15 protein-coding genes are annotated in these 16,138 nt (G+C 63.0%); 10 read left to right on the top strand and 5 right to left on the bottom strand.

Annotated features, from left to right (window positions below; all coding sequences use genetic code 11):
- Positions 1 to 334 precede the first annotated feature (334 nt).
- From AB0F51_RS34840 to AB0F51_RS34820, 5 genes are all read left to right on the top strand, one after another.
- A complete protein-coding gene (locus AB0F51_RS34840) occupies positions 335 to 700 on the top strand; it encodes a hypothetical protein (RefSeq protein WP_360287077.1) in 366 nt (121 codons plus the stop codon).
- Positions 701 to 928: 228 nt separating this feature from the next.
- Entirely contained in the window at positions 929 to 2,005 is a 1,077-nt protein-coding gene (locus AB0F51_RS34835; RefSeq protein WP_360287074.1) for an RHS repeat-associated core domain-containing protein, read from the top strand.
- Complete coding sequence (locus AB0F51_RS34830; protein WP_360287071.1) at positions 2,005 to 2,721, top strand: polymorphic toxin-type HINT domain-containing protein; 717 nt, start codon at positions 2,005 to 2,007, stop codon at positions 2,719 to 2,721. Before AB0F51_RS34835 ends, AB0F51_RS34830 begins: the two co-directional genes overlap by 1 nt.
- An 844-nt stretch (positions 2,722 to 3,565) precedes the next feature.
- Positions 3,566 to 4,138, top strand: coding sequence for a hypothetical protein (locus tag AB0F51_RS34825; protein WP_360287068.1), 573 nt, complete (start codon positions 3,566 to 3,568; stop codon positions 4,136 to 4,138).
- Between the two features lie 287 nt (positions 4,139 to 4,425).
- Positions 4,426 to 4,824 (top strand): hypothetical protein, encoded by a 399-nt coding sequence (locus AB0F51_RS34820; protein WP_360287065.1) that lies wholly within the window; start codon positions 4,426 to 4,428, stop codon positions 4,822 to 4,824.
- A 394-nt stretch (positions 4,825 to 5,218) separates the two neighbouring features.
- Here the strand turns inward: AB0F51_RS34820 and AB0F51_RS34815 are convergent, their stop codons facing one another.
- Both AB0F51_RS34815 and AB0F51_RS34810 read right to left on the bottom strand, forming a co-directional pair.
- Positions 5,219 to 6,025: an SAM-dependent methyltransferase gene (locus AB0F51_RS34815; protein WP_360287062.1), complete on the bottom strand. Its 807-nt coding sequence runs from the start codon at positions 6,023 to 6,025 to the stop codon at positions 5,219 to 5,221.
- Complete coding sequence (locus AB0F51_RS34810; protein ID WP_360287059.1) at positions 6,018 to 6,209, bottom strand: hypothetical protein; 192 nt, start codon at positions 6,207 to 6,209, stop codon at positions 6,018 to 6,020. The genes AB0F51_RS34815 and AB0F51_RS34810 overlap by 8 nt, the downstream gene beginning before the upstream one ends.
- A 696-nt stretch (positions 6,210 to 6,905) precedes the next feature.
- Between AB0F51_RS34810 and AB0F51_RS34805 the strand changes: the two genes are divergently transcribed.
- The 4 genes from AB0F51_RS34805 to AB0F51_RS34790 all read left to right on the top strand — a co-directional run bounded on the left by AB0F51_RS34805 (position 6,906) and on the right by AB0F51_RS34790 (position 10,185).
- The gene (locus AB0F51_RS34805; RefSeq protein WP_360287056.1) at positions 6,906 to 7,652 is read left to right on the top strand and encodes an XRE family transcriptional regulator; all 747 of its coding nucleotides are present in this window, start codon (positions 6,906 to 6,908) and stop codon (positions 7,650 to 7,652) included.
- A 10-nt stretch (positions 7,653 to 7,662) separates the two neighbouring features.
- Entirely contained in the window at positions 7,663 to 8,208 is a 546-nt protein-coding gene (locus tag AB0F51_RS34800; RefSeq protein ID WP_360287053.1) for an HD domain-containing protein, read from the top strand.
- A gap of 83 nt (positions 8,209 to 8,291) precedes the next feature.
- Entirely contained in the window at positions 8,292 to 9,737 is a 1,446-nt protein-coding gene (locus AB0F51_RS34795; RefSeq protein ID WP_360287050.1) for a helix-turn-helix transcriptional regulator, read from the top strand.
- Positions 9,724 to 10,185, top strand: coding sequence for a DUF296 domain-containing protein (locus AB0F51_RS34790; RefSeq protein WP_360287047.1), 462 nt, complete (start codon positions 9,724 to 9,726; stop codon positions 10,183 to 10,185). The genes AB0F51_RS34795 and AB0F51_RS34790 overlap by 14 nt, the downstream gene beginning before the upstream one ends.
- A gap of 1 nt (position 10,186) precedes the next feature.
- Here the strand turns inward: AB0F51_RS34790 and AB0F51_RS34785 are convergent, their stop codons facing one another.
- Together AB0F51_RS34785 and AB0F51_RS34780 are read right to left on the bottom strand one after the other, a co-directional pair.
- Complete coding sequence (locus AB0F51_RS34785) at positions 10,187 to 10,663, bottom strand: NUDIX domain-containing protein (protein WP_360287045.1); 477 nt, start codon at positions 10,661 to 10,663, stop codon at positions 10,187 to 10,189.
- Positions 10,663 to 11,409 (bottom strand): helix-turn-helix transcriptional regulator, encoded by a 747-nt coding sequence (locus AB0F51_RS34780; protein WP_360287043.1) that lies wholly within the window; start codon positions 11,407 to 11,409, stop codon positions 10,663 to 10,665. Before AB0F51_RS34780 ends, AB0F51_RS34785 begins: the two co-directional genes overlap by 1 nt.
- A 363-nt stretch (positions 11,410 to 11,772) precedes the next feature.
- Between AB0F51_RS34780 and AB0F51_RS34775 the strand changes: the two genes are divergently transcribed.
- Positions 11,773 to 12,666: a hypothetical protein gene (locus AB0F51_RS34775; RefSeq protein WP_360287041.1), complete on the top strand. Its 894-nt coding sequence runs from the start codon at positions 11,773 to 11,775 to the stop codon at positions 12,664 to 12,666.
- 43 nt (positions 12,667 to 12,709) lie between these two features.
- Here the strand turns inward: AB0F51_RS34775 and AB0F51_RS34770 are convergent.
- Positions 12,710 to 16,138: error-prone DNA polymerase (locus AB0F51_RS34770; RefSeq protein ID WP_360287039.1), on the bottom strand; the 3,429-nt coding region annotated here is incomplete at its 5' end.

Raw genomic sequence — 16,138 nt, 5'->3', positions numbered from 1 at the left:
CAACCCGAGATGAGATCTCAGCCCGACTCCTGGCAGTCAGGCGACTGCCAGGAGATGGGGTGCCAATAAGTCAATCGGCGCCCAACCTGGAACGTGCATGGTCGCGGTATCGATCGGTGGAGAGACCCCTTGCGTTCGGGCGCTTTTGGACCGATGTGCGCGCTTCCACACCCATCGCCGTCCGCTGGTCCCATGGCTGGATCAGAGGCTCCTAGGAGCTCCGGGTACGACATTTCGCAGCTGAGTTTGCTGGAGCGTCTCCTAATGGTGGACTCTCTATAGAGTCCACAATGAGCACGATGACACATTGGGCCTGGAGCACTCGTTCTGATCGGTGAAGGTCGGCTCCGCTTCGACCTCGTCTCTGGACACCTGGCAGTACACCTATGACCCGCGTGGTTTGCGGTCGACGGTGACCAAGCCGAACGGGAACGTCACCACGCAGACCTACCACGAGGACGGTCTGTTGCGGACGCTGGTGGAGAAGACCAGTGGCGTCAGCGGCGCGCAACTCGTGTCGTCGCACTCGTTGAGGTACACCCTCGACGGTGACCGGTCGCAGGATGTCGAGAAGGTCGACCAGCCTGGCTCGAGCAACTATCTGGACCAGGCATCGACGTACGTGTACACGCCTTCCCGGAAGCTGCAGTCGGTCACGAAGACCGGTGCGGAGAAGGGCGATAACGAGTCGTGTGTGTAGGACGCGGCCGGTAACGTCACGTCGCAGACGATCGGCGCGACGACGACCTATGACCGCAACCGGCTGATCAAGACTGTCTCGGGCGCGACCACCCTGAACCACCGCTACGACCCGTTCGGCCGCTCAACCACGACAGATGCCGGCGCGCAGGTCGTCGAACAGAACGCCTACGACCGCGTGGTCCGGCAGCAGAAGTTCGACTCGGCCGGCACTCAACTGTTCGTAAAGATGGCGGCGTTCGATCCGTTCGATCCGTTCGACCGGACGACTGCAGAGTCGAAGAAGGTCGGCACCGCGCAAGCGGTCAGCACCCGCTACACCTTCGTCGGCCTGGGCGACCAGGTAGCGCTCGAGGAACAAAAAGACACCGCAGGCGCGTACAAAGTCACCAAGTCCTACGCCTACGGCGCCACCGGCGAAAACCTCTCCCTGACCGACACCCCGATCAACACCACCACCAGCAAGAAGTCGTTCTACGGCACCAACCCCCACAGCGACGTAGGAACCCTCACCGACTCGACTGGCCAGACCACCTCGACGTACCGCTACACCGCCTACGGCCAAACCGACAAAACCGGCACCACCGGCGAAGACGCCATCACCGGCGTCCCCGCCCAGGACGCCGACGTCGTCAACCCCTACCGCTTCAACAGCAAACGCATCAACGGCGCCACCGGCACCTACGACATGGGCTTCCGCGAATACAACCCAAGTCTGAACCGGTTCCTGTCCCGGGACATGTACGCCGGAGCGTTGAAGGACATGACCCTGGGCTCAGGACCGTGGAACACGAACCGCTACATGTTCGGCGGTGGCAACCCGATCAGCCGGATCGAACTCGACGGTCACCTAAGCTCGCCGGAGGGGGAGGGCAGTGGAGGCTTCATCGGCGCCAGCCTCGAAATCTGTGGCGCTGACTGCAGCCTCGACTTCTCAGATGGCATCAAGATCGTCGATCCGAGCCCCGGCGACTCCTTTAACGATGCGATCGACAACGGTCTGGTCGGGGCGGTAGAAGGAGTCATCGAAACGGGCGAGCAGGTCAGCCCGATCACCCCCTCCGCAAGGCGACGGGAACAGCGGACAGCCAGCTATTCCACAACCTCGTTCAGAAGACCGGTGCCGCTGAAACAGACAGCACCGCCTACCAAGCCGGCCGCTTCTTCGGGCCCATGCTCATCCCCACCGGATCCATCGGCGTCGCCGCACGAACCGCCGACCGAACAGCCATCACCCTCAGCGAGAAGGCCGCTGCAAAGGCGGCGTCCCATACGTGCTCATTCTCCGGCGCCACGACCGTGCTGATGGCCGACGGCTCACGCAAGCCCATCTCACAGGTCAAGGTCGGCGACGCGGTCCTGGCCACCGATCCCAAGACCGGCGAACGCGGCCCACGCAAGGTCACCCACTTGTGGGTCCACACCGACACACTGCTCGAGCTCGAGGTCGACGGCGGCGTCCTCACCACCACCGAGGACCACCCGTTCTGGAACGCCACCGACCGCGAGTACCAGCGCGCCGACCAAGTCGGACCAGGCGACCGACTACTTTCCGCCGACGGACAACTGATCCGCGTCATGAGCCTCCGCGGCAGCTCCCAACGCGTCGCCGCCGCCTACAACCTCACCGTCGACGACATCCACACCTACTATGTAGTCGCGGGCGACACCCCCGTACTGGTCCACAATTCCTGTGGGCCTGAAATTGGCACTAAACTGGAGTACTTCTTTGGGAACGCCACCGGGAATGCTCACAACATTCAGCGAAGTGGTGACATGGCCAGCCAGTTGAACCGGATTGGGATCGGCGACAGCGCTGGAGGACGTGCGCTCTTCTCTGCGCACCTTAACGAGGTGTTCCATAACCCCAACTCCGTGGTGCGCGTTCAGGAGAATGGACGCACGGTTAGGGACGGCCTCTTGATAGGGCCCGGTGGAATGCTCAAGACTGAGACGATCTGGGATGGCAATAAATTGATCACCGGGCAATTGTACGGATCTAATTCGAGATACGGGAGATAGGGGGGCGATTGTGTCGATGTTCACGATTTCATTCGGTAACAGTGTAATGGAGTGTTCGGTTTGGTCCAGCCCCGGAGAAGCTCGTGCCGGATCGTCCGCCGACCTGGACATTGCGAACGAGTACGGATCCGGCTCTGGTCCCGTGTATGTCTTCTCCTCGATGGATGATGCTGGGCAGGGTGGTCAGGGATCAGCTGTAGGGATTCAAATGAACTCGGAATTTGAATCCCCCACGATCTTTGGTAGCGCGTGGGGTGGGGCGCGTTGGATTGGCTGTAACTCGCACCTATATCGAATCTCGCCCAGCATGGCAGTCGATCGCGAGATCGGCCTCGATTCGAGGTTCGATAGCCTTAGACTTAACTCTCGCCTGGATCGGCTAATCGTTCTGGCAGAAGCCGGACTCTTTGCTGTGTGTAGCACTGGGGAGATTGAGTGGCGGGTGAATCTAGATATCGTCACCGACGTGCGCTGGGAGAATGAAAGCGTGTTGATCTCCCAGATGGACGGCCCAGAAGTGCGCGTGGACCTTCGAAGTGGGTCTGTGGCGCACCCCTGATCCTCCCTCCCGAGATCGAGTGCGCCGGCTACCAGCGGATCATCGGGGCCTGCGTTGGACACGAGCGCCTCTGAGTCGGCGTATGACGCGGTACGACGCCGACCCTGTCACTAGACACCTGGTAGTACGCCTACGACCCCCGCGGTCTACGGTCGACCGTCACGAAGCCGAACGGCAATGTCACCACGCAGACGTACCACGAGATGGCCTGTTGCGGACGCTGGTCGAGAAGACCAGCGGCGCCAACGATGCAAGCGGCGCATTTAGATACTTCGGATAATTCTCATGAAGAATTCTGCTAATCAGCCCAACAATGCGTTCCATACCTCTCTTGGCGTCCTTCGTTCAGTGGTCGGCCAAAGCGTAACGAGCGTTTATTATAAGTGTTCCAATGATGCGCCTATGGATCTTGGTTGGAATGAGGGAGCGATGATCCACGAAGTGGATCAGGCTGTCGTAATATCGACCGCATCGCAGACGATAGTACTGGAATGGCGCATTATTGACGGCCACGAGTTCCTTGATATCGTAGGTGTGCCTAATGAAGCCGCGACTGCAGGCATTGCCGATGCTCATGACGTCGCTAGTCTCCCGCCGTGGCAGTTCTTGATGACTTCAGAGATCGCTGGATTTGGGATAGCGATGCAGCCATCGGGGGATGGTGTCGAGTCATTGTGGGCTCTGCGGATTGACTTCGTGGGGCAGGCTAGTGTCGTTGTGGCATTAGGGGAGCTTCGCGGAGGCGTGCCGGACTACCAGCCAGACAACCTGCTTGTGATCTTCGATCCAGACACGGCCAGCTTCTATCAGGTTCTGGATGCGTCGGAGTCCTCTTGGGGCAGGGATCTTCACCTGTAGAAGTCGGGCATGCAGAGACGGTTCGTTCAAGGTTCTTGAAGGCCGCAGACGGTGCGTTCGAGCGCGTCGGCCAGTTCGGCGCCAGTGAGACCCGAATGGTGGCGGATGCAGAAGATGGTGTAGGAGCAGGGGTGGTCACACCAGCTTGTCATGATCCGCAGCGTCTTCCCGTTGCGCGCAGGTGGAACGGGTCAGACGGCGAGCGTCGACAGGCGTTCGGAAGAAAGACGACGCTGGCGCCTGGCAAGCAGTGGGTCAGCCCGATTCAGACCCATTGAAATGGCTACATGTTCGGCGGTGGCATCCCGATCAGCCGGATCGAACTCGACGGTCACCTCAGCTCGCCAGAGGGGGAGGGCAGTGGAGGCTTCATCGGCGCCAGCCTCGAAATCTGTGGCGCTGACTGCAGCCTCGACTTCTCAGATGGCATCAAGATCGTCGATCCGAGCCCCGGCGACTCCTTTAACGATGCGATCGACAACGGTCTGGTCGGGGCAGTAGAAGGAGTCATCGAAACGGGCGAGCAGGTCAGCGTGTGTGTACACGCGGGCGCGGAAGCTCTAGTCGGTCACGAAGACCGGCGTGGCGGTGGGGCGACAATGAGTCGTATGTGTGCGCCGCGGCCGGCAATGTCACGTCGCACACGATTGGCGCCACGACGGCGACGTATGACCCTAACCGGCTGATCAGGGATACGAGTTGGAGCCGCGCCAGCCGCCGAATCGATCGAATCCGCGTGAGCTGATCACCGAGTCCAAGAGCCGTGCTCGGGATGGAACTCTACGACTACGGCAGCCCGATCCCTACTCCGTACAGTTGCGGGGCCGCAGGCCGCAACCGCACCCTGCGCAGGTGGACGAGGAGGAGCCGCTTTCGCTGCCCGCATAGACGCTTTAGGTGTGCCAGCAAATGGGACTTGCCGAAGGCGCCGCGGCTGGCGTCGCCGAGCGGAGCGAATTCTCAGGTGAAGAGGCGGGTAGCAAGGACGGCTTGGTCGCCACGCGCGCTTCGGGAGGCGACGGCTATCAGTCGCCTCAGCAGGGCAGCGCGGAGTAGAACGGCTGCGATCGCCGTGGGGACTCAGTGCTTTCGGCCGACAGCTCCGACGGAGCATTTCTCGACCCAGTTGCGCTTGCGGTCGCCTGTTCTCGTCGGCCAGTCGTCGCACTGTACGAGACCCGGGTCGACGAGGACTTGGTCGGGGAACAACGCTTTGATCTCCTCGCGTGTGCAGAATATTCCCGCGCCGAACTCGCTGAGGAGCTCGACTTCTATGAGGCTGGAGGTTTGCCGCGTCGGCCCCGTTGACGGTTGTAGCCAGTGGGTCACGGCTGTGTACGAGCCGGGGCAGAGCTGGGCGACGTGGGCCTGCATGATTGCGGCGGCATCAGCAGCGGTGCCGGGTGCGAGCGGGAGGGGGCCGGCGAGAATGAGCGCGATCGGACGTGACCAGTCGAGGAAGTCGGCGGCGTCGGTGCGCTCGTAGAGGTCGCTGATATTGAAGATGTCCGCGTCGACTCCGTGGGTCCGGTAGTCAGGATTCAGCAACGCCTGTGCATGAGCTAGTTCGATCGGGTCTCCGCTGACGTAGAGCACTCGTGCGTCTTTGTTGACCTTTTGCACGATCTCGTGCGTTGGGTTGGCGAAGGGTGTGCAGGGGTTGCAGTCGATGAACTGGTCGATCGCCTGCAGAGCGAGGTATTCGCAGGCTCGTTGGGAAAACGAATGGCTCGTCCGCGCCAGATCGCCGATGTCTGGGCTGTGTACGAGCAGCCGGGCAGCGACCTCTCGGTCGGCGGCGAAGTTGTCTTTCTCGCCGAGAAGCGCGTTCCAGACGCGCCAGACCCTCGCCTGGGTCATGCACAGGTCCGGCACGGTGTCAGGCACGATCGCCGCCGGACTGCTCCGGGTCATCATGCCGTTCCCACGCGGTCCCGGGCACCTCGGGCCTCGCTGGTTCCACGAGCCGGCGGATCAGTTGCAGCGTCTCACCGTCCGGCAGCCCTTGCCCGAGCAGAGCGTTGATCTGCTGTGCGAGTTGGGCGTCGGTACCGGCTATGTCGCTCGTCAAGATCGGATCTCCTGTGTCCGGTCCAGGCCCGGTGCAGCGGTTACGTCGCCGGTGGGCCGCGATTTGATGCGCATTCGCCGAGCCCACGTCGTCGATGGCAACGTGGGCTCGCCGCGGCGGCAGGTTGGAACGGCAGGTGGGCGTCGTTGATGGTCCTAGCGCCCACCTGCCGGTTCAGTGGAGCCCCTGACTCTCAGGGAGGGGCCTCAGCCAGGGGCGCTGAGTAAGCCAGGGGCTCCGGTCATAGGAGGCGGCACCGAGACCAGGCGGTGAGGAGCCGCCGGGTGTCCGATGAGAGAGTCCGGATCGATCCCGCCTCGGTCATGGGGTTCCGCCACGAGAACTCGGGCATTGGCTCCTGTAGGAGCTGGCTCGTCGACGGCTCGCTCAGCGGCTCCAGGGTGGACCAACCAGCTTGCGGAACGTCGCCGCATCGCCACCCCGTACTGCGCAGCAGCGTCTGGCTCGGACCCAGCCACTTGGACACGACGGTCCGTCGGTAAGGGCACCGCGCTCCTGACCATTGCTGCCGATCCTTCCCGGTCAAGCACTCGGCGCCTTCCGCCGAGAGTGGCTTAAGCCTGCCTGGATGGCACCGGACAGCGGCACCGCATCGACGGACATTTAGGGACATTTCGTGCTACCGTCCGTGATGGACATTTACCGACATCTACTCGCTGGTAAGGGTGCGGCACTATGAACGAAGTCCTGCGGCGCGCGATGTTCGACGCGCAGCTGACGGAGGTGGATTTGTCGGCGCGACTTGCTGTGGATCCGAAGACCGTGCGGAACTGGCTGAAGGGTCAGGTGCCGCACCCGCAGACCCGCGCGGCGATTGCCCGGCTCCTCGGTATCGAAGAGACGGCTCTCTGGCCCAGCCTGTGCATGCTCGGTGCAGGCGGGGACCGCCCCTTGGAACTGGCGGCAGTCTATCCACGGAGGATGGCTATCAGTCAGCAGAGCTGGCTGTCCCTTTTCTCCGCAGCGGAGTCCGAGATCGGCGTCCTTGCCTACAGCGCTCTGTTCCTCGCCGAGGATGCGAGGCTCGTCGGCCTTCTGGGCCAGAAGGCCGCCCAAGGCGTAAGAATACGAATCGCCTTGGGCGATCCGGAAGGCAGGAACGTCGATCGCCGAGGCGTCGAAGAGGAGATTGGCGAGGCGATGAGTATGAAGATCCGCAACGCGATCGCCTGCCTTGGTCCTCTCCTCCAGCAGGACGGCGTCGAACTCAGACTTCATGACACCGTTTTGTACAACTCGATGTACAGGTCGGACGGGCAACTGCTGGTGAACCAACACGCCTTCGGCATCCCGGCGGCGCGGTCACCGGTCTACCACTTCCGTGATGGTGCCGACAGTGAGATGTTTCGGTCCTACTTGACCAGCTTCGAGCGGATCTGGACTTTAGGAAGAGCGGCTGCGTTGGACGCCGGCCGCAGGTAGTCTCGGCTGGGTGATTAGTTCAGCCGACGCGCAGTTGGTGGCTCGCGATTTGCTCGCTGAGGAACTGCCTAGGCGATGGGCGCACACTCAAGGCGTCGCCCGGCGTGCGCGCGAGCTGGCCCGGACGCTGGATCCGGACGATGAGCTCATCGAAGTGGCCGCCTGGCTCCACGACATCGGCTATTCCTCAACGCTCGTGGTCTCTGGGTTCCATCCGCTTGACGGCGCGCGCTACCTTCGCGACGTGCTTGACGTCGACGAGGTCGTCTGCCGGCTGGTCGCACATCACACCTGCGCCGTCATCGAGGCGGCCGAACGAGGTATCGACAGTCTGACCGAGGAGTTTCCGTCTCCGGACCGCGAACTGCTCGAGGCGCTGACATACTGCGATCTGACTGCTGATGTCGACGGCCGGCCGGTGGATGTCGAGGAGCGGTTGGGGGAGATCCTGCAGCGTTATCCGGCGGACCACGTTGTTCATCGGTCAATCACTCGGGCGACGCCATGCTTGCTGAAGACCGCCCGAGACGTGCGGCTACGACTGGCTGATACCTGAGAGCATTTCGGACAGGTCGAGATGTCTGCCAGATGTTCCGTGATGCCGTAACGATTTCTTCCCAGGCACTGCATTGTGGGCGCATGAGGGATGCCCACCGACAACCCAACAAGGCATTGCGGGCTGCACGCGGCGCGATGACGCAAGGAGCGTTGGCTGATCAGGTCAATGCGGAGATCTACCGAGCCACAGGCGAGGTGACTGTGATCACCGCCAAGTCGATCTCCGATTGGGAACGAGGCTGGTACACCTGGCCCACCGCGGACGTTCGCGCAGCGCTCTGCCGGATTCTTGGGGCATCCGACCCAGTAGAGCTCGGTTTCTACAAACGGCGCGTCATTCGCAGCTCTCCGGAACCGTCGTCAGTTGTCCTTTCTGACTTGATAAAGAGCCAAGCTGTCGTTCCCACCGGGGCGAGCAGGGTCGTCGAGTTGCCGGCCGGGCGGTCATTCTCGGGCGCCGAACTGATGTTGCATCATTGCGTCGCTGAAGAAAGCGGACGCGGATGGCTGATGATCGAACCCACAGAGCAGCTTTCGACATCGCTTCGCCGTACCGATCGCTGGAACGCGATCGTCACGTCAGATGCCGAGGGCAAGTACTACGTATCCGACGGTCGTCGGTTCGCGCCGCGGAGAGGCCGCCGTACCAATCGTCAGCCGGTGGCTTCGGCCCATGTCATCGACGAGCTCACGACTGGCATCATCTGGGCCGTCGTGAACACCGACAGTGCGTTGCTTGCTGACGATGCTCAGCTGGAAGTCAGCCAGATGAGATTGGCTCACTATGTGGAGCAGCCGGCATCGGAGGCATCCATGAGCGAGGTGCCAGACCTGAATCCGGTAGCGAGCCTGTGGTTGGGGTCCACGTTCTGCTCGCGCCACATCAGCCGGCATCTGGGGAGGCTCTCCGAAACGCCGTTCTTCTGGACACGAGAGCAGCGGGGAGAGGAGGCCTCGAACTGGCTGCTGTGGAACCATAAACTCGACTACCTCCGGTACACCTCCAAACGCTTCACCGGCATCCGACGCGCGTTCTGCGTGCCCGAGCAGGAGGTTCAGACGTCGCCACGCTATGAGCGAGTCCTTCTCCTGCTCACGATGGCCCTGATGGAGGCGTTCGGGATAACTGTGGAACTCACCACCGAACCCGCGCTGGGCGATATTGGAGGCTTCGTCCTGGCTGATGCGGCGATCGAGGCCAACTGGCTAGGGGGCGATGGGATTTGGCGCGTAGACGCGCGTCCCCGGCCGAAGCGCCACTCGACGTACCGGGACATTGCCAGACGGCTCGAGGGGGAGTCTGTGATCGCCTGCGAAAGATCTGCTGGACGACTGGAAGCGACGGCTGACTACCTCGGCATCTCCTGGTCCTGGTTCCGGCAAAGGTGCGAGGAGCTGGCCGCAGCTGGTATCGATGGGATCGCTCAACCGCGCAGCCGGCATCTCTCCACCAGGGGACTGGATACCGCGATCCGCTACATCGCCCACATCATCACAATTGAAGGAGCCTGTCTTGCACGCTGCTGAACTCACCATGGGCCGCACCTTCGCCGTCCACTTCGATCACGGCGACGACTTCTACGCGGCGCTGGCCGAATTCTGTGCCGAACATGACGTGCGGCAAGGCTTCATCCCGATGTTCATCGCGGGCCTGCGCGAGGTCCAACTCGTCGGCACTTGCGAGAAGCTCGAGAACCCTGATGCTCCGGTGTGGAGTTCGGTCCACCTCGAGAACGCCGAGGCCTTTGGCGGTGGCACTCTGGCGTACGACGAAGCGACCGGGACCGTCCGCCCGCATATCCATGTCTCGGTCGGTCTCAAAGCACAGTCGGCGGCCGCTCATACCAGTCATCTGCTTGGTGCGAAGATCCAGTTCCTGACCGAGATGTATGTCGTGGAGGTGAAGTCCCCGAGTTTCAGCCGGATACCGCGCGCCGACCTGTACGACGTACCGCTGCTGTCCTTTGGGCAGTGACTCAGTCGATGTGCGGTGTAGCGGCGCCCTCGAGGTAGTGGTCGATCCGGCGACGCATCGACTGGTCCATCTGAAGGCTGGCGAGCTCAGAGCGAGAAACCCAGCTGACCGCGGTGGACTCGGAACTCGTCGTGAGTTGCCCGCCGGTGGCGCGGGCGCGCAGGACGATCGAGAACTCCTGCCGGGCCTCGCCGTTGCTGGTGTAGAGGATGATGTGCTTGGGATCGGTGTAGATGCCGACCACGTCGATCACCTCGCATTCGATCCCGGACTCTTCCTTGGTCTCCCGTACTGCGGCCTGCGACAGCGACTCGCCAAGGTCGATCGCTCCGCCCGGGATGGCCCAGTTGCCGTTGTCGGAGCGGCGGATCATCAGAATCTTGCCGGTGTCGTTCTCGATGATGACGTTGACCGACGGCACCATGCTGTTCGCCGCCGGTGCTGCGGGGTCGTCGTAGTAGTCGATCCGGCGGCCCATCAATCCTCCTCGCGCAGCGGGTGAGAAACGTCCCATACACGATCGAAACTGTCCCGGTAGAGCTGCGTCAGCTCGCCGCCCGGCACTTTGCGCAGGTGCCAGATCGGTGCGCGGGGCGCCGGCAGGCCATAGATGTGGGTGTTGACCAGCAGTTGATCGTCGATGACGTAGATCGAGTTGTAGAGCACTGTCCGGTGCAACCGGAAGTCGATGCCCTCGGTTTCCCGAAGTCGGCGGAAGAGCACCAGGGCGTTGCGGATCTTGAAGGAGAGGCCGTCGCCGATACCTTCCTCTTCACCGCGCTCCGCGATGTGTGGGTCATCCGGATCGCCGAGCAGCATCCGGATTCGAACTCCGGCCTTGGCCTTCTTCACAAGGATCCGCTCAAGCCCAGTGTCTTCGGCGAAGAAGAGCCCGGCGTACACCAAGGCGCCGATCTCCTTCGTGGCCGAGTCGAACAACCGTAGCCACTCGTCTCTCGGCATGTCGGAGCGGTGCGGATAGACCCGAACGACCTCGCTCTGCGACAATGCAGTGACCCGATCCCGCGGCACCGCGTCAGGCCAGAGGTACGACTCATCCCGGTCCAGTCTGATCGCCAGCCGATGCCGGTTGCGGGGGAATGGTACGAAGTCACCCACAACCCAGCGCTCGACCGTCTTCACGTTCACACCGAGCTCTTCGGCGAGCGCGAGATGAGTGAGCCCGTGCTCCACCATCGCCGCTCGCAGCCGTTCGTTCGCCACAGACCCTAACCTAAGACATTTGGGGACATTTCGAGGCGACCCGCGACACGCCGAGAGTCTCCGACCGCCCCACCTTCGCCAACACGCTACTAACTCGACGGCTGACAACGCCGAACAATCGGTGTCTACCTGTGGATAACTTCGTCGGGCGGGTGTAGCGCCCCATCACATCGATCAGCTCGTGGGTTTCGGGCCGCCGCCGACAATCCACTGGCGCGAGCTTGGAGTGCAGACCGGTCGACATGCCGCTCCCATCAGGTAGCGGTAGGCCGACTCCTTGAATCGCAGATCCGGGTTCTGGAGAGGTCGAAAGGCAGCCATCTTGGACGCGAAAGCACAGGTAGTCGTGTCCGGGAGGCTGTGATGAGTGGCGGTGAAGCCGGAGGTGCCGCGTCACCAGAGGAGCGATGGCTCCATGCGGCAAATGCAGAGGCAGCTGTCTTCTATCGGCAGGAGCTGCTTCGGACATCCGAACCGTGGCCGGCCGCACTCCTCAGAGCCTGGGGTGTTGAGACGGCTCTGGATTTGGGGTCGGCGTGGCAGGTCGGATACGCACCCGACAGCGGGACGCGGCTGATGGATCACCTGCAGAAGAAGGGATTCGGCCGCGAGACGATGATGCGGGCAGGGCTGGTCAGTTGGACCGGTGACGGTGTGGTGGACCGATACAGAGATCAGCTGGTCGTGGTTTCACGTGACCGGAGACTGGACCCGGTGGGCTTCGTGGGCATCGATCGTGGTGGAGCAGCCCGCGTGATCACGCCGGAGACGCCGGTGCATCGTTCCTCGGCCGCGCTCGCCGGAGTGCTGGAGCAGATCGACCTTCTCGAGGCAGGAGCAACGGCGGTTCTCGTCGATCATCCGCTGGATGCCATCGGGATCGATCTGGCGGTCCGTTACTCGAATGAGCCGCGTCATGTCGGCATTCCGCTGATCGGGTCGGCCGTCTCGACTGCGCAGGCGCAGATCCTGCATCAGTACAGCACCGCCAGCCGGGTGATCGTGACAGTGCCCGGGCATCTGGCGGACGGTGAGCGAGCAATCCGCAACGCTATCGACCTAACGCAGGTGTTCGATAACGTCCGCCTGCTGCAACGCCCTGCCGGCCCGCTGCTGGCGAACCCGGGTCGCCTCAGATTGCTCGCGGACTTGGTCGTGAAGGGACCCGAGACCGGTCGTCGAGGCGGTCGCAAGGACAGCGGCAACCAGCACTACTACTCGTCGGGCATCGAGGATTCCGGACCAAGTCTGAACTGACGATGATGTGAGTGGTTCGGCGAATGAGCCTGGGACTTACAGGTCATCTGAAGTCTCTCGACTGGGTGCGGGCGGTCATCGGGAGTCGTTCGAGGCGGTCGGCGATGAGGTTGGTGACTCCGTTCGCTCGTTCTAGGCGGCCGCGGATGATGAGAGCCGAGGAGTCTCGGGCGATCTTGCGATGCCGGTTCCAGCAGCCTTGGGAGACGATGACGTTGATCATTCCGGTTTCGTCTTCGAGGTTGATGAAGGTGACGCCGGAGGCGGTTGCGGGGCGTTGGCGGTGGGTGACTACACCGGCGGCGCGGACGCGGGTGTTGGGTGTGGCTGTGCGGAGTTGTTTGGCGGACAGGATGCCTTGTGCCGTGAGGTGTTCGCGGACGTGTTGCATGGGGTGTTTGCCGGTGGTTATGCCCGTTGCCCACAGGTCGGCCATGGTGAGTTCGTCATCGTTCATGCCGGGCAGGGTGGGTGGTGGTCCGACGGAAGTGACGCCGGCGAAGCGTTCGGGGCGCTCTTCGGCTGCGCGGCCTGCCTCCCACAGTGCTTGGCGGCGGCTGAGTCCGAAGCAGTCGAAGACGCCCGCGGTGGCCAGAGCTTCGACTTGCGCGGCAGTGATGCCGGTACGGCGTACAAGGTCGGCCATGTCGGCGAACGGACCGTGGAGATTGCGTTGCTCAACGATGGTCTGGGCGACCTTGTCTCCGATGGTCTTGACGCCGGCTAAACCGAGGCGGACGGCGAAGGTGCCATCGCGGCGGTGGTCGCCGCTGGTATCGGACGCATCGGCGTCGTAGGGGCCGATAGGTGGCTGCGGGTCGGCGAGGCACGATGCCATCCCGGTCACGGCTGCCGGTTGGCCGTCGACGAGGTCCTCAAGTTCCGCATTGGCACCGGACAGTTGCAGGTCGGGGCGTCGTACTTCAACGCCGTGCCGTTTCGCGTCGGCGACCAGGGATTGTGGAGAGTAGAAGCCCATGGGTTGCGCGCGCAGGAGGGCAGCGAGGAAGGCCGCTGGGTAGTGCAGGCGGAACCAGGTGGAGGCGTAGACGAGCAGGGCAAAACTGATGGAGTGGGACTCGGCGAACCCGAAGTTCGCGAAGGCTTCGATCCGGGCGTAGATCGCGTCGGCGGTTTCGCCGGTGATGCCGTTGGCCGCCATACCGGAGTACAGCTTGGTTTTGAGCGAGGAGATCTTCTCGATGCCGCGTTTGGAACCCATCGCGCGGCGGAGCAGGTCGGCTTCGTCGCCGTCGATTCCCCCGATCGCCATGGCCATCTGCATGAGCTGTTCCTGGAACAGGGGCACGCCTTTGGTGCGTTCCAGGACCGGCACGAGTAAGGGGTGCGGGTAGGTGATGGGTTCTTGGCCGGTCATCCGCCGGACGAAGGGATGGACGGCGCCGCCTTGGATAGGGCCGGGGCGGATGAGCGCGATCTCGCAGGCCAGGTCGTAGAACCGTCGCGGGCGGAGCCGGGGGAGTGTTGCCATCTGGGCGCGGGATTCGACCTGGAAGACGCCGACGGAGTCGGCGCGGCAGAGTTGGTCGTAGACGCCTTGTTCCTCCTTCGGGATGGTGTGGAGTTCCCAGGTCTCGCCGAGCCGGTCTTCGACCATGTCGATGGTGTACTGGAGGGCGGCGAGCATTCCGAGGCCGAGCATGTCGAACTTGACCAGGCCCATGTAGGCGCAGTCGTCCTTGTCCCATTGCAGGACGGTGCGTTTCTCCATCCGGGCGTGCTCGATCGGCACGACCTCTCCCACCGGACGTTCGGTCAGTACCATCCCGCCGGAGTGGATGCCGAGGTGCCGCGGGAACTTCAGGAGTTCGCTGGCCATGTCGACGACCATGGGTGGGATGTCGTGATCGGTTGAGGTGACCTGCGCGCCCCAACCGTCGACCTGTTTGGACCAGGCATCCTGTTGCCCGGTGGAGTAGCCGAGGGCTTTGGCCATGTCGCGGACCGCCATCTTGGGGCGATAGGTGATGACGTTGGCGACCTGGGCGGCGTTGCGGCGGCCGTACTTGTCGTAGACGTACTGGATGACTTCTTCGCGCCGGTCGGAGTCAAAGTCGACGTCGATGTCGGGTTCCTCGGTTCGGGTTGCGGCCAGGAACCGTTCGAAGGGGAGCCCGTACAGGATGGAGTCGACGGCGGTGATGCCGAGGCAGAACACGACCGCCGAATTCGCGGCTGATCCTCGGCCTTGGCACAGGATGCGGTGTTCGCGCGCGTAGCGGACCATGTCCCACACGATCAGGAAGTAGCCGGGGAAGTCGCGTTCCTCGATGACGTCGAGCTCGCGTTCGAGACGCCGGTACGCGTCCGGACGTTGCTCACGAGTTCCGTACCGCTCCAACGCACCCTCGAAGACGAGCTGCCGCAGCCACGACATCTGGTCATGCCCGGCCGGTACGTCGATCTTCGGCAACCGCGGTTTCGCAGCGCGCAGGTTGAATGCCAACTGATCAGCAAGCTCAACCGACCGCGCCACAGCGTCAGGGAATCGGTGGAACTTGGCGGCCATCTCCGCACCGGAGTGCAGGAAGGCCACCGGGCCCGGTGGAAGCCACCCGTCCATCTCGTCCAGGCTCCTGCGGGCTCTGACTGCAGCGATCGCCGATGCGAGCTTATGGTTGCGGGGTTCGGCGTAGTGCACGTTGCCGGTGGCAACTGTCGCGAGGCCTGCTTGCTGGGCCAGCTCGGCCAGTGCGCGGTTCTCGGTTGACGAGGTTGGCAGGCGGTGGTCGATCAACTCGACCACCACCCGCTCCCGGCCGAACAAGGCGATTAGCCGGTCCAGTTCGGTTCGCGCGGCTGCGACCCCAGCTTGGATCGAGGTCGCATTGGTGAGTGCCTGGCGGACTGCGCCTTTGCGGCAACCGGTCAGGATCACCCAGTGATCCCGTCCGCGGGCTGCGAGGTCTTCAAGGTCGTAGACCGGCCGGCCCTTCTCCTCGCCAGCTAGCTGGGCCTCGGTGATCGCGCCCGATAGGTGGTGGTAGCCCTCCTTCTGCTCGGCCAGCACCAGTAGATGACTGCCGGCAGGGTCGGCGACTCCGTTCTGCGCGCCTTGCAGGTCCAGCGACAGTTCAGCGCCGTAGACGGTCGTCACGTCGTACGTCGCGGCGGTCTCGGCGAACCGCGCTGCACCGTAGAAACCGTCGTGATCCGTCAACGCGATCGCGTGCAGACCCAGCCGGACGGACGCTTCGACCAGGTGCTCGGGGGAGGAGGCCCCATCGAGGAAGCTGAAGTTCGAATGCGCATGCAGCTCCGCATATGGCGTCACCGGCCCGGCCGGGCGCTGCGGCTTGTCCTCCACAGGCGGGACGTAGGGACCGCGGTGCTGTGACCAAGCCGGGCTGTCGCCGCCATCTTTACTGAACTTAGCTTCGTTGAAGAGTCGTTCGCGGTTTGAAGCTCCACCAGACAGCCTCTGCTCTAGCTCTGACCAGGGAATCGGCGG

It is taken from the genome of Kribbella sp. NPDC023855 (assembly GCF_040639475.1).
In the GTDB taxonomy this organism is placed as follows: Bacteria; Actinomycetota; Actinomycetes; order Propionibacteriales; family Kribbellaceae; genus Kribbella.
Note: the sequence above shows the minus strand (reverse complement) of the source record. Positions and strands in the feature narration are given on the sequence as shown.

Coding starts and splice junctions, on each gene's coding strand:
- AB0F51_RS34795 (WP_360287050.1), top strand. CDS start 8,292: ATGAGGGATGCCCACCGACAACCCAACAAGGCATTGCGGGCTGCACGC.
- AB0F51_RS34825 (WP_360287068.1), top strand. CDS start 3,566: ATGAAGAATTCTGCTAATCAGCCCAACAATGCGTTCCATACCTCTCTT.
- AB0F51_RS34830 (WP_360287071.1), top strand. CDS start 2,005: ATGGCCGACGGCTCACGCAAGCCCATCTCACAGGTCAAGGTCGGCGAC.
- AB0F51_RS34820 (WP_360287065.1), top strand. CDS start 4,426: ATGTTCGGCGGTGGCATCCCGATCAGCCGGATCGAACTCGACGGTCAC.
- AB0F51_RS34805 (WP_360287056.1), top strand. CDS start 6,906: ATGAACGAAGTCCTGCGGCGCGCGATGTTCGACGCGCAGCTGACGGAG.
- AB0F51_RS34835 (WP_360287074.1), top strand. CDS start 929: ATGGCGGCGTTCGATCCGTTCGATCCGTTCGACCGGACGACTGCAGAG.
- AB0F51_RS34775 (WP_360287041.1), top strand. CDS start 11,773: ATGAGTGGCGGTGAAGCCGGAGGTGCCGCGTCACCAGAGGAGCGATGG.
- AB0F51_RS34785 (WP_360287045.1), bottom strand. CDS start 10,663: ATGGGCCGCCGGATCGACTACTACGACGACCCCGCAGCACCGGCGGCG.